The organism is Marinobacter sp. KM021 (assembly GCF_050707965.1).
GTDB classification, from domain to species: domain Bacteria; phylum Pseudomonadota; class Gammaproteobacteria; order Pseudomonadales; family Oleiphilaceae; genus Marinobacter; species Marinobacter shengliensis.
The window spans coordinates 714,450-735,200 of record NZ_CP136129.1 but is presented as its reverse complement, the minus strand read 5'-3'; the positions used below and the strand labels follow the sequence as shown (position 1 = coordinate 735,200).

Sequence of the window (20,751 nt, the reverse complement as noted above, 5' to 3'; positions counted from 1 at the left end):
TTTTCCGGAGATTACTATGTCTGATTTACCTGCGATTACTGTTGCCGAAGAAGATTACAACCGCCTCAGCACCCTGCTGGAGCGCATGGCCGGCAAATCCGAAGTGGCTGATGGCCTGGAGGAAGAACTGAGCCGTGCAGACCTCAAGCCGCTGGCAGAGATGCCCGAGGGCGTGGTTACCATGAACTCAATGGTGCGATTTGTAGACGAAGACGCCGGCAAAGAACACGAGATGATGCTGGTATACCCCCACGAAGTGGGTGACGCGGACCACAAGGTGTCTATCCTGGCCCCGGCCGGTGCCGCCATGCTGGGCCTGAGCATTGGCGACAGCATTGAATGGCCAATGAAAGGCCGCAAGCCGATTCACCTGAAAGTTGTCAGCGTTACCCGAAAAGCATAAGCAATTTCCTTTACAAATATCAGCACTTGATATTTCTCCAAAGGCTCGACGGCCTCCGGTGTTAGGCTTCCACCAAGCTAACCGAATAATCCAAGGAGGCCGTATGGCAGAACAGCGTCACCAGGACTGGGACCCCAGAGCCAAAGACGTCCAGCAGAATCAGATCCGGGCCTACGATGACATGCGCCAGACCTGCCCGGTGGCCTGGAGTGACTACCAGCAGTGGACGCTGTTCCGCCACGCCGATGTGATGCGTGTTCTGGAAGACCACGACACCTTCAGCAATGCCGTCTCTGCGCATCTTTCCGTGCCCAACGGTATGGATCCACCCGAGCATACCCCCTACCGCAAAACCATTGAGCCGTACTTCGCCCCGGAACCCATGGCCCGTTTTGAGCCTCAATGCCGCGACGTCGCCCGGAGGCTCGTCAATGATCTGCAAAAGAACCAGCCGGTGGATGTGGTCAACGCCCTCAGCCGCCCATTCGCCCTGAAAATCCAGTGCGCCTTTATGGGCTGGCCCGACAGCCTTCACCAGCCATTGGCGGAGTGGGTAATGAAGAACCACCGGGCAACGCTGGCCGCCGACCGTGCCGCCATGGCGGAAGTGGCAGAAGAGTTCGACGGCTACATCCGTGATTTGCTGGATAGCCGACGCCAGGCTGGCGAGCAGGCACCGGATGACGTAACGACTCAGCTGATGCAAGAACAGGTCAATGGCACCCCCATGACCGACGGGGAATTAGTCAGCCTGTTACGCAACTGGACCGTAGGCGAGCTGGCCACGATCTCTGCCAGCATCTCCATCCTGACCAACTACCTGGCCCACTACCCAGCCCTGTTGAACGATCTCAAGGCAGCGCCCGAACAGCTTTCCGACGCAATCGACGAAATCCTGAGGATGGATGCCCCGCTGATCTCTAACCGGCGCATCACCACCCGCGACGTGGAGATCGGCGGCCGCCACATTCCAGCTGGCGAAAAGATCACCCTGCTGTGGGCCTCGGCCAACCGGGATGAAGACACCTTCGGCGACCCGGACAACTTCTGCCCGCACCAGAACGCCCCGAAGAATCTGCTCTACGGCGCCGGCATCCACATCTGCCCCGGAGCACCGCTGGCGAGGCTGGAACTGAGAATTTTCATGGAAGAACTGCTGAAGCAGATTACTGGCATCGAAGTGGTTGGTAGCGACGCCCCCCAGCGGGCCATGTTCCCCACCGGCGGCTTCAACTACCTCCCCCTCCAATTTTTGGGGTCAGACCCCAAGACATTTTGACCGGCTAAATGTAATGTGTGGCGGTATCTGAGTACCGGGGTCTGACCCCAAATTAGACAGGACCGCCCATGACGAAGCCAGATAACCCAGGCCCCGCCACCCGCATCATTCACAACCGCCGCCACAAGGATGCGTTCGGCAGCCCTTACTCGCCGGTGTACAACACCACCACTTACCGGTTCGAGAACACGGCAGCCTTGCTGGATGTGATTGAGAAGCGCACGGAAGGCAACCTGTACACCCGCTGGGGCACCAACCCAAGCATCAATGAGTTGGAACAGGGCCTGGCCGGGCTGGAGAATGCTGAAGCGGCACTGGCGTTCGCTTCTGGCATGGCGGCTATCTCTGCGACTGTTCTGACCCATGGCCGCAAGGGCATTGTGTGCGTGGGTGATTTGTACGGTGGCACCCAGGAGTTGCTGAAAAACCACTGCATGGCGCTGGGTATTGATGTGCAATTCCTGTTCAGGGAAGAGCTGGCGCAGCTGGAAAACCGTTTGGATGTGCCGGGCAAGCTGGTGTATTTCGAGACACCCGCCAACCCGAACCTGGCGCTCCTGGATATTCGCGCCATTGCCGAAATCGCCCACCGCCGCGGTGCCCTGGTGGCGGTGGACAACACCTTCGCCAGCCCTATTAATCAGCAACCGCTGGCACTGGGGGCGGATCTGGTACTGCACAGCGCCAGCAAATATCTGGGTGGCCACAGCGACATCACCGCCGGGGCTCTGATGACTTCAGCCGAACTGGCTAAAGCGGTCGCCGCCTGGCGAAAAAACCTCGGCCAACTGATCGCCCCGGAAACCGCCGCCCTGCTCTCCCGCAGCCTGCGAACCCTGCCGGTACGAATCCGCCAGCACAACGAAAACGCCATGGCGGTGGCCCGCGCTATGGAACAGCACCCGAAAATCACCAAAGTCCACTACCCCGGCCTGCCCTCCTTCGAAGGCCACGAACTGGCCAAACAACAAATGACCGGCTTCGGCGGCATGCTCAGCATTGAAGTGGAAGGCGGCCAGCAAACAGCCGAACGTGTGGCGGATTCCCTGAAAGTCTTCCTCCTGGCCACCAGCCTTGGCGGAGTCGAAAGCCTGGTCAGCCAACCCAGCGCCACAAGCCACCACAGCCTGAGTCGGGAAGAACGCCTTAAACGCGGCATCGGCGACGGCATGCTGCGCCTGTCCGTAGGCCTGGAAGACGCCAAGGATTTAATCGCCGACCTCCACCAGGCCCTGAAATAACCTTTGGGGTCAGACCCCAGGACATTTGGAGGGGTGAAATGTCTTGGGGTCTGACCCCAAAAATGGGTTTAGTCCGGCGTTCGTGGGGCGGCTTTACGGTATACCCCGGGAGAGCAGTTCATCCAGCGGCGGAAGGCTCGGGTAAAGCTGGCGGTGTCTGTGTAGCCGAGATGGATGGCAAGTTCGTCCTGCTTCATGGCGCTGTTCTCGAGCAGCTGCAACGCCAGTTGGCGGCGTTCTTCTTCCAACAGCTTTCGAAAACTGGTGCCCTCCTGGTCGAGCTTGCGCCGGAGACTGCGGGGAGACATCGCCAATGATCTTGCCACCTCATCAAGCGATGCCACCAGCCCCAGTGGCCCGAGTAACTGCTGCCGGACCTGTCCGGCAAAGCCTCCAGACTGCCGCCGCTCAAGTTGCTGACGACATTGATGGTCCAGCACTTGCACCAGGTGCGGGTCGAAGGTGGGCAGTGGCCGGTCGGCATCGGCCCGCCGGATAACCAGGGCATTGCGCGGCTTGTAAAACGTCAACCCCACACCGCTTAGCTCTTCAAGGCAGGAGGCATAGGCCAGTGGCTCGCCTTTCAGCTCGATTGCCTGCACATCAAACCCAGCCAGGCTCAGCTCTTTGAACAGATTCAGCCCCGTGGCCAAATCTCGCTCCAGCAAAAACTGGCGTAAATGCCGGGGAACATCGTCAGCACCAAACGCAACGCCGAAGTCATCACCCTCCACGAACGTGGACATCTGGCAGTAGGCGGTGCTGAGTGGCAGGTACCGCAAGGCTAATGCAGTGGCATCCCGCAAGGTACGGCTGGTGCGCAAGGCGAAGCCCCAGATACCGAACGTCGCCACATTATACTGCAGGCCAATCCGGAACCCGAGGGCGGGCATGTCTGGCAGAGCCAGAATCAGGTTCTCGATCAGCCGCATTTCCTGGGCGCGGGTAATCAGGCCATCCGCAACCTGCAGGTCTTCTTCAGCAATACCGGTACCCAGCAAGCAGGTCTGGCGATCCACACCTTGCCGGGCGGCAAAATTGATCATGACCTGGCTGATGGTGACGGGATGCAGAAGCGTATCGGAGTTAGACATAGCCCGGGAGTATGCCCCGCCGTCGCAAACCCGACAAGCGCACAGAGTGCCAAGGCCATTTATGCCTGTTGATTGGCCGAAGCTGCCCTGTCTGAGCTGGCGCGGCGCGTTTACTGTGGGCATTGTGCGAACCAACCGGAGAGCCCGATGACAGAAGACCTGACCACCCTGAACAAGCAGGCCATCGCCGCCGCAAAAAAACACATGGGGGAAGTGGCCTGGCCCACAGTGGTGCTGACCTTTGCCTCGGTGGGGGCTTTTGCGCTTACGCTGGCACTTTTCGCCGCCGGGCTGCTACCCGCTTGGGCCGCCACCCTGCTGATCGGCGCATTGACGTATTTCTCCTACACACCGCTGCACGAGGCCGTTCACAACAATATCCACGGTGAACACGACCAGCTGACCTGGCTCAACCATCTGTGCGGGTATCTGGTTGCGCCGCTGATTGCCGTGCCCTACCAATCTCACCGGCTGGAGCACTTCACCCATCACCGCTACACCAACCAGCCAGATAAAGACCCGGACTTCCTTATCAGCGGCATGGGCAAGGGGCCCTTCAGCGCCCTGCTGACGGTACTCAAGTTCCTGTGGGTACAGAACACTTTCTTCGCCCGTGAACATTGGGGTACCGCATCCCGCAAGGAACGGGCCATCTACAGCACAGAACTGATGGTATCCATCGGCTGGCGAGTGGTGTTCCTGGCTCTGGTCAGCCAAAGCGGAGCAGCAGTGGTTGTGCTTCTGGGATATTTGATTGGCGGCGCCTTCACCGCCTACTGGTTTGCCTACCGGCCGCACCTGCCCTACAAGGAGCCCAAGCGCTACCGCAACACCAACAGCCTGATCATGCCCACCGCTATGAAGCCGCTGGAATGGTTCTGGCTCGGGCAGAATCTGCATTCCATCCACCATCTGTTTCCCAGAGTGCCCTTCTACCGCTACCACGCCCTGCATCGCGAAATCGAACCAGTCCTGCGGGCCCACGGCACCCCCATTATCGGGATTTTCAACCGCCGCCCGCAGTAATAATTTGGGGTCAGACCCCAGCACATTTGAAGGGGCGAAATGTCTTGGGGTCTGACCCCAACTTGAATCCCGGGGGCATTGCCCCAATAATGGAGAAACCTCCCGGGAACATTTCCATGAACAGAAACCTTGCAACACAGTTACCGCCCTGGCGCCGGATGGTGTCCGGTTTTGCTGTGGCTGTTTTTGCCCTGGTCCTTCTTTGTTCGATCACCCAAGCGCACGCTCAGCCGAGCCCGGCGGGCAAGGTTGTTGTCAATCACCTGGACCATCTGGTGGTTGCCAGCCACAACCCGGCGTTGGCGGTGGCAGACACCGGCTCAGCGGAAGACGAGCCCCTCATTGATTCCCCGGAGCACCTGGCCCGGCTTTTTGGCGCTGTGCTCTGGTCGCAGTCCCGCTCTCCGGTACCGGCAGCCGACTACCGCACCGAGCGAGCAGCGTCCCTCGCTGATTTCACCACTCCGCCCCTGCGGGCACCGCCCATCGCCTAATCCTCTGTACAGAACATCACGCAGACCGGCCGAAACGCCTGTCTGACCGCGACCCTGTTTATCAAGGATTACCGATGAAATCATTACGTTCACGGGCCATGGTGTATGGCCTGGTGATTGTGCTCGGGCTACTGAGCGCAATGCCGAATCTGTTGCCGGCCAACCTGGCCGACAAGTTCCCGGACTGGTACCTGGAGAACACCCTGTCACTCGGGCTCGATTTGCAGGGCGGCTCGCACCTGCTTCTGGAAGTTGACGCCACCGAACTGCTCGCCAACAACCCGGGCCAACCGGAAGACCTGCTCCTCAAAGATGCCGTAGAACGCAGCCTCGAAGTGGTACGCCGGCGCCTGGACGAAACCGGCCTGGTGGAGCCCAGCATTACCCGCCAGGGCAAGAACCATATCCTGGTGCAGATGCCCGGTGTGGCCGACCCGGCTCATATCCGCGAACTCTTAGGCACCACCGCCCAGATGACCTTCCATTGGGTTGCCAAGCCGGATGAAAGCCGGCGCTCCGCCGTTCTCCGGCTAACCGACGCCACTGGCGAACAGGAATACGTGCTGGAGAAACGGGTAGCCATGCAGGGCGAACACATCAGCGATGCCCAAATGGCCTTCAATCAGGACACCACCGAGCCGGTGGTCAACTTCAAACTCGACTCCGAGGGCACCCGCCTGTTCGGCGACATGACCCGCCAGAACATCGGCCGGCCACTGGCCATCGTGCTGGACAATCACGTGATCACCGCACCGATCATTCGCAGCGTGATTGCCGGCGGCCGCGGCGAAATCAGCGGCTCCTTCACCACCGCGGAAGCAAGCAACCTGGCCCTGTTACTGAGAGCCGGCGCCCTGCCCGCGCCCCTGCACGTCATCGAAGAACGCACGGTAGGGCCGGACCTCGGCAGCGATGCCATCGCCATGGGTGTGAGCACCGGCCTGCTCGGCGCAGCCCTGGTGATCGCTTTCATGCTTGGTATCTATGGCCGCTGGGGGTTGATCGCCTGTGCCGGATTAGCCGTGAACATCGGCCTGGTTCTGGGATTGCTCAGTATACTCGGGGCCACACTGACACTGCCGGGCATTGCCGGCATCATCCTCACCATTGGCATGGCGGTCGATGCCAACATCCTGATCAACGAACGCATCCGGGAGGAATCCCGCAAAGGCAAAGTCGCCTGGATGGCACTCCGGGAAGGCTTCGGGCGTGCCTACAGCACCATTCTGGACTCTAACGTGACCACCCTGATTGCCGTCAGCCTGCTGTTTATGTTTGGCAGCGGCCCGGTAAAAGGGTTCGCGGTAACCATCGGCATCGGCTTGCTCACTTCCCTGTTCACCGCCGTCGCCTTCAACCGCTTGGTCATGGAATGGTGGATCAAGGGCCGGGAGCGGGAGCCGCTCACCATCGCAGGGTTTGCCTGGCTGGACCGGCTGAGCGAGAAGGGCGTCAACTTCATGAAAGGCCGGGTGATTGGCCTGGTGCTGTCCGGCGTTCTTTCGATTGCCTCCATCGCCCTGTTCATCCAACCGGGCCTCGATTACGGCGTGGATTTCACCGGCGGCACCCTGGTGGAAGTGCGCGCGCCTTCTGTCTCTGTGGATGAGTTGCGAACAACCCTGCAAAGCCAGCAACTGGGCGCTGCGTCCATTCAGGAGTTCGGCCAGGACGGTGATTTCCTGATCCGGCTCCCGGCGGATGCCAGCTCCAACACAGGCGCGGCACACCCGGTAGACGCCCTGAAATCCGCCGTCACCAGCCTGCAACCGGATGCCAGCTTCCCGAAAGTGGACGTGGTCGGCCCGAAAGTCAGCGGCGGCTTCAGCGATGCCACCATCCTGGCCATCCTGTTGGCAGGCGCCGGCATGCTGGCCTACCTGTGGATTCGCTTTGAATCCCACTTCGCCCTGGCCGCCACCGTCACCATCGCCCTGGACCTCACCAAAACCATCGGCTTCTTCGCCCTGGCCGGTGTGGAGTTCAACCTCACCGCCGTGGCCGCCTTGCTGGCCCTGATTGGTTATTCCGTGAACGACAAAGTGGTGGTGCTCGACCGTATCCGGGAAAACCTGCGGCAAACACCGGACATGCCCATGCTGGAATTGCTAAACCGCAGCATCTCCTCCACCCTCACCCGAACCGTGTTCACCTCCGTGACCACGTTCCTGGCACTGTTGCCCATGGGCATCGCCGGCGGTGCTGCGGTATCCAGCTTCGCCTTACCCATGCTGTTCGGAATCGTCATCGGCACCAGCTCCTCTGTGTTCATCGCCTCGCCGATCCTCTACTACCTGAGCGAACGTCGATCCCGAAAAGGCCTCACCCAACTGCGACCCACCGCCGAGGAAATGCGCAAAGAGCTGGAACTGATCCCATAACCTTTGGGGTCAGACCCCGGACATTTCACCCAACGAAATGTCTTGGGGTCTGACCCCAATTTCAGCGGCTGACCAGGAAGTCGGCGAATTTTCGGGTAAGGAAACCGGGCAGAAGTTTGTTGGTGAACCATAGGCTGCGGGCGCGCCAGCCGGGGATGATCATGAATCGTCGGCGGTCGATGCCCTTGCGGATCTGTGCCACGGCATCCTCAAGCTGTAAGGTGCCGGCCATCAGCTTCAGGGCTTCCGTCTGCTTTGGGCGATTGAGACGCTCGGCCTCTACCATCGGAGTTTCCACCTCTGGTGGGCACACCACCGACACATCAACACCCTTGGCTGTCAGCTCGATGCGCAACACCTCGGCCAAGCCAACCACACCGTACTTGGACGCACAGTAAGCCGCATAGCCGTAGCAGCCCACTAACCCCGCCATTGAAGCCACGAGAACCAGGTGCGAACCGGCGGCCATATGAGGCAGTACGCCAGCCACCACATTACGCGAGCCAATCAGGTTGATGTTGATGACCCGGGCATAGGCGTCGTCATCGATAGCCTCAAAATCCGCAGCAATGGCAATGCCCGCGCAATGAATCACCACATCGGGTTGCCCGCCTTCAGCGGCTTGGGCAAAGGCGTTTCTCACCTCACCCGGTTTGGTGACGTCCATAGCAAAGGCGCGCACCCGTTCTGGCCCGGCAATAGCCGACAGCTCCGCTACCGCCTGCGCGGTCGGCTGAACATCGAACAACGTAACGGCCGCCCCCGAACCCAGGTATGTTCGCGCTAAATGAAGGCCGATGCCGCTTGCACCGCCGGTGATATAGACCTGCTGCACCATGAGGTTTCTCCGGGTTGTCTTGTTATACCCCCAAGCATATCGCCCCCGGAAATCGCACCCCATGCCCCGGGCGCCCATATGGCAACCGACGGCGGGGCTATTGACCAGCCCTACAGACTGTGTTGCCCGCCCCATTTGTACTATTCCCCGTGCTTACCGATTGTGAAACACTTGACCACTTTCATGGCACAACAAAGGAGCAAACCATCACAATGGCCGTAACATCCGTCGCCCTGGTGGCACATGACAACAAGAAGAAAGAACTGGTTGAATGGGCGAACGAAAACCGCACCCGCCTCGCGCCGCTGCGTCTATACGCCACCGGCACCACCGGCCGCCTGCTCAAAGAAAGCCTGCAACGTGACGACCTGCACAGCCTGCTGAGCGGCCCTCTGGGTGGCGACCAGCAAATCGGCGCCAAGATAGCCGAGGGTGAAATCGACCTACTGGTATTCTTCTGGGACCCACTGGAACCCCAACCCCACGACCCAGACATCAAAGCCCTGCTGCGCATCGCCGCCCTTTGGAACATCCCGGTTGCCTGCAACCGCGCCACCGCAGAGTTCGTGCTGACCTCCGCCTACATGACCGACGACAATCACCGGTCACAAAAGCCGGATTTTTCCGATTACACCGGCCGCAAAGTTCGTTAACAGAAAGTCACAGGCATTTGCAGGATTTGGAACTAGTATTCAGATAAACCCTTCAAGGGAGTAGAGGGGAAATTTAATGCATTCCAGAATCCTTTTTATATCCGCGGCGCTGGCCATCGCCAGCATGGCACCGGCCACCGCCTATGCCGATGGTCACGAGAACAGAATTTATATTGCTGTGATCGACGACATACCCAGCACCACCATGGCGGTGCGATTACTGGAGGTTGCCTATCAACGCCTGGGGCTGGAGATGAGAACCCTGGTGGCACCCTCTCGGCGAGCCCTGATGATGGCAGACAACGGCAAGCTGGACGGAGACTTGTTCCGCATTGAGAGCGTGGCGGCTGAGTATCCAAACCTCACGCAGGTTGATTACCCGCTGCTGGAGGGTGGATTATTCGCGGTAGTGCGCGACCCCAACGCGCAAACCATGCCAGAGCCTGGCGATCAGCCGCTTAAAGTGGCCGTTCGCCGCGGCGTCATCATCGCCGAGCAAACCGCCGATACACTTGGCATGGAGCCATTGCATACCGAAAGCTACGAGCAGATGCACCAACTGCTTGAGCGGGGGCGCGTGGAGCTTGCCCTGGTGTCTGACATTGAAGGGCTGTCGCCACTGACATCCGACAATTGGAACCAATTCACCGTGCTGCCGGAACCGGTTATCCGTTTCAAGCTTTACCACTACGTGAACCGCCGGCACGGCAACCTTGCCCGGGAACTGGCACGGATATTGGAAGAGCTGGAGCGCGAAGGCGTGAAAGACGACATCCGGGAACGCACGCTGGAGGAACAGGTAGACGGAGATTGGTAAACGGGCCACCCCGCTGAGGCGGCCCTATACGGCATCAGGAAGCTTTCTTCAGCTTCTTCTTCAGTGACTTGATCTTGGCTTCGTGCTTTTCGATCTTGGCTTTGCGGGCGTTGATCTTTTTCTTCAGGTTTTTCTCAGCTTTCTTCGACATAACTGCCTCCTGGGCATGATCGCGGCTAGTTTTCGGGCTTATGCTGCTTGATAAAGCCACGAATAAACTGCCTGATTTCGCGAGCGGCGCTGGTATCCAGCTCTTCACACAACTCAATGAACTGCTCGCGCTCGGTGCTGCTGATCCGAATTAGCAGCTGGCTATCTTTCTTGTTGGGCTTCACCTTTTTCGGTTTCACCTTTTTGGGACTATCAGTCACTGCGGATACTCCTGGTGAGGATGAAGCTTATGGTTGAAAGATATTTACATTGTATATACGTTTTTGGAGAAAGCAAATTGGGAGTAGCCAGTCTTACATTCAATCAACTCGGAAGTTGAAACAGCACGCTCATCGGCGCGCTACCGGTGTGGCTTTTGTACTCAACTGGACCGTAGTAGGTGAACGGTGCCGATTTGCCGTTACGAAGCTTATTCTCACGAACGAATAGGTGCACAGTCAGCCCTAGCTTCTCGTGATTGATGAGTTCCCTGCCACGCTTGTTTTCCGGGGTCGTTGAATTCTGGCTTTGCCAGTGGAACGTGCTTTCGTCGACCCAATGATCGACATAGCGGTGCTGGCTGGCCTTACCCTGCTTATTGAGGGTTACCAAAAGAATGTGGGCTCCAGCCTCCTTCAAAAAAACATGACCACTCTGCCAGTTCCCCGGGTTAAATTCCGCTCCAAAAAGCGCTGGTATATCCTCTCTCAGCAATTCCTGTCCACGAGCCATCTCAAGCGGCGAGATCACCTCTTTCAGCCTTGCGAAGGTCCTGAACTGCTCTAATAGCTCTGGGGTAACAACGATGTCGTCATAGTCTGGATTCGCAGCTTCCAGCATATACTCACCCTGAGCGGACTTCCGAACAGTCCGAAGCAGGTATTGGGTATCGCCAGCCTCGTCCACTCTTTCGATCGCTAACGTGTTATCGGTGATCTTGCCTGCGGCTCCAGAGCTGATCTGCTCGAGAAGTAGATAGTCACCATCGTGAATGGGGTTCTTGCCACCATTCATGGAATTACCAGAGGCTTTCGCGATGAAATGCTTCTCCGGGTTTAATCGACCGTAGCCATTACCCAGAGACCGATATTCCACATCCTCAATCGCATCAACCCTGCTGTTTCTGAAGTGGCCACAAGCAATCTTAAGGGTTGGGAAAAATGGAAGCTCTGTGCCTTCACGCGGCATTGGCACAACATTGCTCTGTTGATCGACTTCCACTTTGGAGCCTTGCCTGGCTTCATAAGATGCAAGTCGATAATCGACCAATTCTTGGACCATCGACTCGAAGATCGTTACCAACGATGCTTTAATCTGGAACGCTGGCTCGAACTGTCCATCCGCAACATGGAACACGGCAGGTGTTTTATTCGTCCAGTGATCCACCGGGTTCTTTTTCCAATATCGCTGCCACTCGCTAGCATCACCATCAAGGTGGCGCACAGACTCAGCCAGTTCAGAAAATAATCGCGGACGACGCTTCAATATTCTCCAGGACTCGGCTGCGAGCGCGGGTAGGCCCACTCCCTTTTCCCAGCCACTTAAAGCCTGAAACCCTTCGAGCAAAACCATTTTGAAGGATTTCGCCATGGAGGTTTTCTCAACCTCCACAAGAAATTCTTCATGAGCAAGCAACAGCGCAACTTCCTCATCAGAAAGGTCGTCCATATCCCTTAACAGACCAAACCAACTTCCATGCTGTTTTCGCGTCTGGGCTATGTTGGCACCGAAATGATAATACTCAGTGAGAGTCGGCCTCCGCCCAAGCGTATCTTTCAGCGCCTGATAGTCCTTCTCTGCCCCCTTCTGATCTAACCCTTTCAGGAACTCAATCACTTCCAAGTCATAATTAACAAAGCAACCATCGGGCAGGTCCAGCCGATTCTCCTCTGCTTTTCGAGCAAAATCGGCAAGCTGGCGCTGATTCATCGACTGCCCCATAAGGGCTTGGGGCTTGTGAAGGAAGCTCTGGTGATTACCCACAAAGTCCAGAATCACCAGCCGATCTTTACCATGGCTCTTGCGCAGGCCCCGGCCGATCTGTTGAAGAAACAGAACCTTCGACTCAGTTGGCCTAAGCAACAAAACCGTATCAATCGCTGGAAGGTCCACACCTTCGTTAAATAGGTCCACAGAGAAGATCACATCGAGGCCACCGGACTCCAGTAGTTCCAACGCTTCACCTCGGGACATTTCTGAATCGCCGTGAACGGCAACGGCTCTGACATTGTTCTTTTGGAAATAGCGAGCCATAAAATCCGCATGTGCGCGGGACACACAGAAGGCCAGTGTGCGGCTTTGCTTATTCTGATTCCAAACTTTCAATGCATGGCGCGCGCGCCCCATGGTGGCAAGTTTGTGGGCGAGCAAGTCAGGATCGAACTTCCCGTTACGCCATGGAATTTCCTGATACTCAACGGTTTCATCGTAGATGCCGTAGTAATGGAATGGGACGAGGAAATTACCCCTTACGCCATTAAATAGCGGGTACTCGTATACCAGGTTGTCGTCACAAAGCGACAGAATATCGGACCGATCAGTTCGGTCAGGTGTCGCTGTCAGCCCCAACAAAAACTGCGGCGCAAAATACTTTAGGAGCCGATGGTAGGTCGGTGCGGCTGCGTGATGAAATTCATCGACCACAATGTAATCGAAATGCTGAGGAGCAAACCGTTCGAGGTGAGACTCTTTCCCTAGCGTTTGAATGGAGGCGCAGAGGATATCGACGGCATGGTCCCGCTGTTTGCCCATATAAAAACCAACACGACTATCTGGCTTTATTCGGACAAATGTCTCGGCTGCCTGGTACAGAATCTCCTCTCGATGCGCCACAAACAGAATCCTGCGCGCACCTACCTGCCTGGCATCAAACGCTGACAACCAAGTCTTACCAAGGCCGGTGGCCAGAACAACAAGGCCTCGTTTATAGCCCTCACCCCTAGTCTCGTCTAGAGCTTTCAACGCCGCCTTTTGGACTTCATTCGGGGTGGGAGGGGCTTCCTGCTCATTACTGCCCGGCGCAACAGGCTGTGGTGGAGGGACTCGCCGTTTCGCATACTCATCAATCCAATGATCTGTAAGCGGTACCACATTGGGGTGGCGGAAAAGTTCCTCGAAACGGCTGACAGCCTCCAGATAGCCCGTTTCTGGCGGATAATCGATCTGATAGTTCCACTCCAGCCCATCTTGAAGAGCTTGCCGACTGATATTGCTGGAGCCAATAAAGGCCTTTCCCCAGTGCTGACAGGTAACGCCACGCCCGGAAAACAGATAGGCCTTCATATGAAAACTGCTGCCTTTACTCTCGTAAACGGCAACTTGTGCACCATGATCTTGCAGCAAGGATAGTTTGCGCAATGCTTCCGGGTCAGTGATATCGAGATAATCACTGGTAAGAATTCTCACCCGCGCTGGCGCAGACTCCCGGCCTTTTTGAATTACATCCAAAAGGTCCGGAAGCAACAGATTTAGGCCCGTGGCTTTCACAAATGCGACAGCCATATCCACCTGATCTGCAGAGCGTATCGCATGGCATAGCTTGGGCAAGAAATGGTGTTGTTTACCGCCGATAGTCAGCCGCTCATGTGCCGAAGGGGCTTTATGGGCAAGTATGTTTAGCCACTGCTCAGCACGCTCGGGCCGCTGATCCTGGGTCCGCCAGAACGTTATCTGCACATCCTTCTCGATGGTTTCAAACCATCGCGCGGCTACCTCTTCGTTTGCATCCGTAAAATGCCGCCCGCCACTTTGACGTTCGCCTTCACCAAACTTGAAGCTGGCATACAGAGTGCCGCCGGGTTTGAGTGCAGACCAGAGATGATTTAGAGCGTTTGGCACTTCCTTCTCGGGAAGGTGCAGCAAACTGGCGCAGGCCCATATGCCGTCGTAAGCATGACGCTCTTCAACGTCAAAAAATGACCTGTGCTCAACCGAAAGCCCAGTTTTCTGCCGAGCAAGCGCAGTGATCGCCTGCGATGCATCAAAGGCCGTAACCCGATATCCCTGAAGCTGAAAATGCAAAGCGTCTCGGCCAGAGCCACAGCCCGCATCAAGTATGTGACCACCCTCGGCCACATGGGGAAGGAAGACGCGATAAATGTCATCCATCGAAACATCCAGAGTTGAATCCACGAACGCTTCGGCATTGGCATCGTAATAGCCCAGCGTGTCTGACATACGGTGGTTTCCTTACTACTAATTCGCGCCTTATTTTTATTCGCCAGGTTACCAGGGGGCGATAATTTGTCCAGCCGCGTACTCACAGGCCAAATTCCCCAGCTCATGTTCACTGTCCCGCAGACTATCAAGCCAGTGCCCCAGAGCACCCTCGCGTCAAACCTCCGCCCGAACACGACAGTTTAATAACGGTGGCAACAGGCAACGACTGTGTAGTGGCATTTCATTCCTATATGCAGGCATTTGCCAGTTACGCGTTTGAAACGGGCAGTGCAGCCAAATACTCAATAGTTTATCCACAATACCCTTAACCCATATCGAAAATCCCTGTTTGCCTTGATATTCATCAGTGTTTACCATCGCGCCCCTTTCAATTAATGCACCAAATCAGGGCAAACCAAGATCATGGGACGCAGGAACGAGCAGCTGCGCTGGCAGCTGGCCAAAGGATTGCTGAATGCACTTCATCTGGAACGACTGGCCACGCGGTACAGTCGAACCACGGTTATGGCTGTGTTCAATCTGATCAATGGTGGTTTCAGTATTGCGCTGGTCTCTTTTGTTGCGCTTGTCACCCAGGAAGCGTTTATCTTTCCCTCGCTCGGCGCCACCGCCTTTATTCTGTTCTATGTGCCCATGGCCCAACCCGCTTCACCAAGAAACACCCTGTGCGGACACCTCATTGGCGCTCTCACTGGGCTGTTCAGCCTGTACCTGTTCGGTTTGCAGGATCAGCCGTCCGCTTTTATGACGGGTGTCGACTTGCCTCGGGTGGGCGCAGCGGCCCTGTCTCTGGGGCTGGCCAGCTGCCTGATGGTGGTGTTCAGGGTAGCGCACCCACCAGCGGGCGCTACGGCGCTGATCGTTTCCCTGGGGCTGATGCCAGACCCGGCCCAATTACCTATACTGATGGCCGGTGTCGGCTTGCTGCTGGCGCATGCTTTTGTCATGAATCGCTTGGCCGGCATCCCCTACCCGCTGTGGTCCACAGCAACAGCAGGGCCCGTCATGCAGGATAGGAAAACGTCATGCTGAACTTTCTGGGAACAGATTTACCTATCATTCAGGCGCCCATGGCAGGCGTTCAAGACAGCCGGCTGGCGGCAGCGGTTTCCAATGCCGGCGGGCTCGGATCGCTGCCTTGCGCGATGTTGACCGCGGCTGCACTCCGGGCAGAGCTTGAAGCCTTGAAAGGCAGCACAAACCGGCCATTCAACCTGAATTTCTTTGCCCACACTCCACCAGAACCTGATACCTCAGCGGAAAAGTCCTGGCGGGCGGCGCTGGCGCCCTACTATCGGGAATACGGGTTGGACGAAGGCGTTATTGTCAATGGCCCCGGGCGGCTACCCTTCAACACCGAGATGGCTGCCATTGTGGAGGAATTCCGGCCAGCCGTTGTGAGCTTCCATTTTGGCCTGCCTGCGCCCGAGTTGCTGCAACGGGTCAAAGCCGCTGGAGCTACGGTGCTGTCATCGGCTACCACGGTAGAAGAAGCCCTTTGGCTGGAGGGCAATGGAGCCGACGGCATTATTGCCCAGGGGCTTGAGGCCGGTGGCCACCGGGGTATTTTCCTGACAAAGGACATGAGCACGCAGATGGGAACGTTTGCCCTTTTACCCCAGGTGGTTGCTGCGGTGAGTGTGCCGGTTATTGCAGCCGGTGGCATTGCCGATGCCAGGGGCGTAAAGGCGGCACTGGCACTTGGCGCTGCGGCGGCCCAGGTGGGCACGGCGTTTATGCTGTGTCCGGAAGCCACAACCCGGGCGGTTCATCGCGAGGCGCTAAAGAGCGATGCGGCCCGGCACACGGCCATCACTAATTTGTTCTCCGGGGGCCCGGCAAGAGGCATTATGAACCGAGTGATGCGAGAGCTGGGGCCGATATCAGCCCTGGCTCCCGCTTTCCCATTGGCCACCAACGCCATAGCACCATTGCGGGCGGCCGCCGAGGCACAGGGCTCCGGGGATTTCTCGCCTTTATGGTGTGGGCAGAATGCCGCTGGTTGTAGGGAGGTTTCGGCTGGGGCTTTGTTAAAACAGTTGGCCGAAGATCTTTGAGGGGCTCGGGGTGAAGGCTTGGCCTTCACCCCTTAGTGATCAGAGTGCGGGAACGACGCCGATCTCGCTGCAGTTGTCATAGCTTTCAACGAGCTGATTATCAATCCAGATCGCCACTACGCCAGTTCCTCCAGTGCTGCTGCCGAAGCGAATCTCCGCGGTGCCATTACTCGCAACTCGAAACACGCCAGCGACCGGACATTCCTGGCCTTCGACCAACTCAACAACCACGGGTGTTGTGAGCTGGATATAACCACCAATCGCAGAGCCAATCAGTTTGGCTTTGTTGGAATACTCTGCTTCAGATCCATTAAATATTAAACGCGTTTCACCATCGGTGACCGCGACGTACCGTTCTCCAATCTTGAGCTCAAATACGCTGATGGTATCGATAAAGCGAGCGGAGTCTTCCGTTCCCGAATAATCAAAATCGACCCGACCGCGCATGAGGAGCTGTTCAGCCCCTTCTCCTGATTGCACTTGGCCGTTAATGTTGTAGGTTTCAAACCCTTTGATGCTGGTTTCCGTTAACGTATCGACATAGCGGTAATCACCGTTTAGCGTGACGGCACCGAACCCACTCGTGTTTACTACACAACCCTGCAATGTCCAGGTCTCATCACTATTATCGCCGGCTCCCGCGTAGGTCACCGTGGCAGTACCCCCGCCGTCACAGTCTGTGGTGCCCGAGACTCCCCCGCTCTGAGTCGCGAGTATGTCCTGAACTTCAACAATCAACTCCGATCCGTAATCAACATCATCGTAGAGCCCCAGGATACCGCGAACATCCGACTCCGGACCAACCTCAACCGTTTGCTCCGCCAGATTATCGTTATCCAGAGTCAGGTCTGGCCCGTCAGAACCGCCACCTCCGCCGCCACCACAGGCCGCCAACACGGTAACGCTGGATAACACTGCCAAGCCACGCACACCTTTCCTTACAGCAGTCATAATTATTCCCTTTGTACAATCACACCAACACTATGTGTCTCGTCGGGCTAATTCCTTAGCCCACTACTTGCTTCTATATTCAAACACAATTCGGAGACCGCTTTACAATAATGGGTCACATCGTCAAGTATGGAAAGCTGACCTGGCCAATCGGTATTAACTTAGGAGTCTTCATGTCGGAACAGCCTTTCCGTTTTCGCTTCCGGGTGCGCTATGGCGAATGCGACGCCCAGGGTGTGGTGTTCAATGCCCGCTATGCAGATTTCGTGGATATTGCTGTGAATGAGTATATCCGCACGCTGTTTGGTGATTACCAGCACCTGCTTGATCAGGACCTGGACATCCAGGTAGTCAGCATGACCGTTAACTGGAAAGCACCAGCGAAGTTTGACGATGTGCTGGAAGCCCGCATCAAGGCCGGGCGGCTGGGGAATACGTCTTTCACGCTGCACCTGGAATTCTTCCGGCACGGTGACGGGCAGTTTATCGCCGATGCAGACATAACCTACGTGCTTATCCAGCCTTCAAAGATGGCCAAGGCCGTCATTCCAGGCAGCCTGAGAGACAAGCTGGAAACCGGTGCGCCCGGGGTGCTGATCAGCCATGCCGGAGAGACTGTGTAGTAATTTATGAGAAAATCGATCAAACGCTCCCTGGCGCTGATTCTGACACTGCTGATGGTGGGCATTGCCTATCTCTGGCTGACCTTTGTCAGCAGCTTTGGCTATAACCCAACGGCGGAGCTGCCTGCCATCGACGAGGACGAAACCTATTCGGTGTTTGTGTACGGCACCCTCACCCGGCCCTGGGTGCGTTGGCTGGTGACGGGGCGTGCCGGCAGCAGCGAACTGGCAATACTCCCGGGTTTTCGCAAGGAAAAACTGGATATAAAGCCGGACGCTGATGCCAGCGTAGCCGGAGAGGTGATTGAAGTGAGCGCTAGTGAATTGCGGGCATTGGACAGGTATGAGCGGCTAGGTGTGCGCTACGAAAGGGTGGAGTTAACACTGCAGGATGGCCGATCAGCCTGGGTGTACAGGCTGATGGAGCCACTGATCCTTGAGCTGGAGTAAGCGTTATTTCTTCACCCACTGGCCATTGACCTGAACGAACTGCCCGGCCGGTGTTTTCTCGATAGCTTTCTTGCCAGCCACAGTTTCCACCTGGGTAACCGGTATGTCGTGCCGCTCGGCAATGCGGGCATATTCATCCCGGCGCGCGTTGTTGATGGCCTGCACCACCGCAGGCGCATCGCCTTCTGCGCGCACCACTTCCAGGTATCCGGTCGGCGTTTCGCCCACCAGGCCCTGCTGTTTGACGGTTTCCAGTTTCTGCTTGGCCTCTACCAGGCTCATGGCGAGCGCCGGCAGTGCCATGCCGATGGCCAGAAGGAAGGCGCCCAGTTGCATCAGTCGTTTCATCTTCAACCCCTTGATCTGCCCTTGTTCAGGCCGCTGTTGTTCAGAACAGGCCTTTATCACTGAACAGTTCATCCACTTCCCTGTCCACTTTAACGTAGATCTCGTGCTGGATTTTAACGTTCAGGTTCACGGTAATCGGCTCTTTCGGTGCCGCCATCTGTACGGTTGGCGTGCAGGCAATGAATGCCAAAGGCAGGACCGATATCATCAGAACTCTCATCGCCAGCGGCCTGCGTGACCGCCACACATTGATCATGGTTTTGCCTCCTGCCCGGACTGTTGCAGCCGCTCCCGAACGCGTTCGGTAACCGCTTCGTTCACCCTGCCGCTCAGCTGTAGGCTGGTTAACAGCGCAGGAATGTCTTCTTCAAGATTGATGTTCAGCACCACCGGCTGGCCGCCGCGAACGCCCGGGCTTTGTCCTTCCAGCCGCAGGCCTAACATCAGCTTTCCATTCTTATCGTAGTCTATCGTGCTATCCAGCACCGAATAGTGAAAGTTTTGCAAAGCTTGCACCACAAGGTCCACGGCCTGGCTACCGCCCAACATGGCCTGAAGGCGCTCGCCCGGTAACCGCAAGCGGCCGCCCGGAACAATAGCCGCCATGGTGCCTTGCTCAACCTCTACCGATGTGCCGGAGATTATCAGCGGTATCCGGCCGTTTAGCCTGCCGGTGCCCTCAAAGCCTTCGGCCGGGTAAACTTCTAGCAGCCGTTCAAGCGATAACTCGTAGACGTCCAACGGGACGTTAACGGGATGATTGGCCAGATCGAAGGATTGCGGTGCGACTCTCAGGCGGCCATTGAGAAATTCGGCTGTGGCCTGCTGAATCTCTAACTGGCCAGTGAGCGGCTCGGCGGCCGGCGCCCGATAATCCGCCAGCAACCGCACCGGACCTATGCCAATACCGGAGTTGATCTGGGCAATGGTGATGTCGCGCAGGCGGGCAGCCAGTGTTTCGTCTTCAAGGCTGAACAACAAGCGGCCACTCATATCGGAAAACGCGGTTCGATCGAAGACCCCATTCACGCCCGCCAGATTCAGCCGGGCATCCAGTGCGAGGGGGGCATCCGGTTCCTGCCGAAAGCTAGCGGCCGCCTCAAGCTGACCATGGTTTAACGTGAGCAACGGGGGCCACTGGGCGAGTGTATCAGCGATTGCCGTGCCGGCTTGTTCAGCGGCCATGGCCATAGCTACCCGGCCAGCCATGAACTCCCCAGTCCGGTTTCTCAACACCACCTCCGCCAACAGGCCGGAATCTGATCGCAGCTGGCCCTCAAGGCTGAGATCAGACACAGCGCCACTCACCCGCCCGTCGAACCGCCAACCCTGGGGTTTCAGGCTGGGGTGTTGCAAGTCTTCAATCTCAATGGTGACCTGGCCAGCCACCGCAGTGCGGTCCACAAGGGCTTCGACGCCACCGAGGTTGATGGTGACGGTTACATCGGTCAGATCCAGCTGCACGTTATTTAAGAAAACCGAAGAATCTCCGGCGTTCTGTGCAAGGGTGGCGGCCGTCAGCCTTGAACCGGGTTTAAAACGGACGATAACCGCCTGGTTGTCTGCCTCAACCGAGTTAACCACCTCAGCCCGGATGCCGGTCACGCGCCAATCCGCAGTCTCGATATCCGGCAGGGCAATGCCCATTCGCCCCTGCTGCAGCAAGAACGACCAGTCCAGCGCGGAAGCTGACGGCACCCACAGCAAGCAGGCCAACAGGATGATCAGCGATCGCCATGGAAATCGTCCGCGCGGGATCAATACAAC

Annotated in this window: 20 protein-coding genes; 12 read left to right on the top strand and 8 right to left on the bottom strand. The window is 57.2% G+C overall.

Annotated elements, in window-relative coordinates:
• Positions 1-16: 16 nt before the first annotated feature.
• The 3 genes from rnk to RVM24_RS03485 all read left to right on the top strand — a co-directional run bounded on the left by rnk (position 17) and on the right by RVM24_RS03485 (position 2,923).
• The gene (rnk, locus tag RVM24_RS03495) at positions 17-403 is read left to right on the top strand and encodes a nucleoside diphosphate kinase regulator (protein ID WP_058090393.1); all 387 of its coding nucleotides are present in this window, start codon (positions 17-19) and stop codon (positions 401-403) included.
• 103 nt (positions 404-506) lie between these two features.
• On the top strand, positions 507-1,682 hold the full coding sequence (locus tag RVM24_RS03490; RefSeq protein WP_286921261.1) for a cytochrome P450: 1,176 nt from the start codon (positions 507-509) through the stop codon (positions 1,680-1,682).
• A 68-nt stretch (positions 1,683-1,750) separates the two neighbouring features.
• Positions 1,751-2,923 carry a trans-sulfuration enzyme family protein gene (locus tag RVM24_RS03485; protein WP_230712711.1) on the top strand — a complete coding sequence of 391 codons (1,173 nt, stop codon included), beginning with the start codon at positions 1,751-1,753 and terminating at the stop codon, positions 2,921-2,923.
• A gap of 68 nt (positions 2,924-2,991) precedes the next feature.
• Here RVM24_RS03485 and RVM24_RS03480 read toward each other — a convergent pair whose 3' ends face one another.
• Positions 2,992-4,017, bottom strand: a complete 1,026-nt coding sequence (locus RVM24_RS03480) for an AraC family transcriptional regulator (RefSeq protein ID WP_431474977.1) — start codon at positions 4,015-4,017, stop codon at positions 2,992-2,994.
• Positions 4,018-4,164: 147 nt separating this feature from the next.
• Here RVM24_RS03480 and RVM24_RS03475 point away from each other — a divergent pair, with 147 nt between their 5' ends.
• The 3 genes from RVM24_RS03475 (at position 4,165) to secD (ending at position 7,918) form a co-directional block, all read left to right on the top strand.
• Complete coding sequence (locus RVM24_RS03475; RefSeq protein ID WP_431474976.1) at positions 4,165-5,043, top strand: fatty acid desaturase family protein; 879 nt, start codon at positions 4,165-4,167, stop codon at positions 5,041-5,043.
• A gap of 116 nt (positions 5,044-5,159) precedes the next feature.
• Positions 5,160-5,537, top strand: coding sequence for a hypothetical protein (locus RVM24_RS03470; RefSeq protein ID WP_061331880.1), 378 nt, complete (start codon positions 5,160-5,162; stop codon positions 5,535-5,537).
• Positions 5,538-5,611: 74 nt separating this feature from the next.
• Positions 5,612-7,918 (top strand): protein translocase subunit SecD, encoded by a 2,307-nt coding sequence (gene secD, locus RVM24_RS03465; protein ID WP_431474975.1) that lies wholly within the window; start codon positions 5,612-5,614, stop codon positions 7,916-7,918.
• 61 nt (positions 7,919-7,979) lie between these two features.
• On the opposite strand, the gene RVM24_RS03460 is transcribed toward secD, so the two are convergent.
• Positions 7,980-8,756 carry an SDR family oxidoreductase gene (locus RVM24_RS03460; protein ID WP_286922378.1) on the bottom strand — a complete coding sequence of 259 codons (777 nt, stop codon included), beginning with the start codon at positions 8,754-8,756 and terminating at the stop codon, positions 7,980-7,982.
• Between the two features lie 212 nt (positions 8,757-8,968).
• Between RVM24_RS03460 and RVM24_RS03455 the strand changes: the two genes are divergently transcribed.
• Entirely contained in the window at positions 8,969-9,409 is a 441-nt protein-coding gene (locus RVM24_RS03455) for a methylglyoxal synthase (RefSeq protein WP_058090384.1), read from the top strand.
• Between the two features lie 76 nt (positions 9,410-9,485).
• Positions 9,486-10,226 carry a transporter substrate-binding domain-containing protein gene (locus tag RVM24_RS03450; RefSeq protein ID WP_286922379.1) on the top strand — a complete coding sequence of 247 codons (741 nt, stop codon included), beginning with the start codon at positions 9,486-9,488 and terminating at the stop codon, positions 10,224-10,226.
• A 176-nt stretch (positions 10,227-10,402) separates the two neighbouring features.
• Here RVM24_RS03450 and RVM24_RS03445 read toward each other — a convergent pair whose 3' ends face one another.
• Together RVM24_RS03445 and RVM24_RS03440 are read right to left on the bottom strand one after the other, a co-directional pair.
• Positions 10,403-10,597: a hypothetical protein gene (locus RVM24_RS03445; RefSeq protein ID WP_058090382.1), complete on the bottom strand. Its 195-nt coding sequence runs from the start codon at positions 10,595-10,597 to the stop codon at positions 10,403-10,405.
• 103 nt (positions 10,598-10,700) lie between these two features.
• On the bottom strand, positions 10,701-14,552 hold the full coding sequence (locus tag RVM24_RS03440) for a DUF3427 domain-containing protein (protein ID WP_286922380.1): 3,852 nt from the start codon (positions 14,550-14,552) through the stop codon (positions 10,701-10,703).
• 405 nt (positions 14,553-14,957) lie between these two features.
• Here RVM24_RS03440 and RVM24_RS03435 point away from each other — a divergent pair, with 405 nt between their 5' ends.
• Together RVM24_RS03435 and RVM24_RS03430 are read left to right on the top strand one after the other, a co-directional pair.
• Positions 14,958-15,587, top strand: a complete 630-nt coding sequence (locus tag RVM24_RS03435) for an HPP family protein (RefSeq protein WP_058090380.1) — start codon at positions 14,958-14,960, stop codon at positions 15,585-15,587.
• A complete protein-coding gene (locus RVM24_RS03430; protein ID WP_286922381.1) occupies positions 15,581-16,612 on the top strand; it encodes an NAD(P)H-dependent flavin oxidoreductase in 1,032 nt (343 codons plus the stop codon). Before RVM24_RS03435 ends, RVM24_RS03430 begins: the two co-directional genes overlap by 7 nt.
• A gap of 39 nt (positions 16,613-16,651) precedes the next feature.
• Here the strand turns inward: RVM24_RS03430 and RVM24_RS03425 are convergent, their stop codons facing one another.
• Positions 16,652-17,533, bottom strand: coding sequence for a hypothetical protein (locus RVM24_RS03425; RefSeq protein WP_286922382.1), 882 nt, complete (start codon positions 17,531-17,533; stop codon positions 16,652-16,654).
• A 203-nt stretch (positions 17,534-17,736) separates the two neighbouring features.
• Between RVM24_RS03425 and RVM24_RS03420 the strand changes: the two genes are divergently transcribed.
• Positions 17,737-18,186, top strand: coding sequence for an acyl-CoA thioesterase (locus RVM24_RS03420; protein WP_106695449.1), 450 nt, complete (start codon positions 17,737-17,739; stop codon positions 18,184-18,186).
• 6 nt (positions 18,187-18,192) lie between these two features.
• Positions 18,193-18,636: a gamma-glutamylcyclotransferase family protein gene (locus RVM24_RS03415; RefSeq protein WP_061331871.1), complete on the top strand. Its 444-nt coding sequence runs from the start codon at positions 18,193-18,195 to the stop codon at positions 18,634-18,636.
• Positions 18,637-18,639: 3 nt separating this feature from the next.
• On the opposite strand, the gene RVM24_RS03410 is transcribed toward RVM24_RS03415, so the two are convergent.
• The 3 genes from RVM24_RS03410 to RVM24_RS03400 are packed head-to-tail and all read right to left on the bottom strand — an operon-like array spanning position 18,640 to position 20,745.
• On the bottom strand, positions 18,640-18,984 hold the full coding sequence (locus tag RVM24_RS03410; RefSeq protein WP_431474974.1) for a YdbL family protein: 345 nt from the start codon (positions 18,982-18,984) through the stop codon (positions 18,640-18,642).
• A gap of 40 nt (positions 18,985-19,024) precedes the next feature.
• The gene (locus tag RVM24_RS03405; RefSeq protein ID WP_058092783.1) at positions 19,025-19,204 is read right to left on the bottom strand and encodes a YnbE family lipoprotein; all 180 of its coding nucleotides are present in this window, start codon (positions 19,202-19,204) and stop codon (positions 19,025-19,027) included.
• A 32-nt stretch (positions 19,205-19,236) separates the two neighbouring features.
• A complete protein-coding gene (locus RVM24_RS03400; RefSeq protein ID WP_431474973.1) occupies positions 19,237-20,745 on the bottom strand; it encodes an intermembrane phospholipid transport protein YdbH family protein in 1,509 nt (502 codons plus the stop codon).
• Positions 20,746-20,751 lie beyond the last annotated feature (6 nt).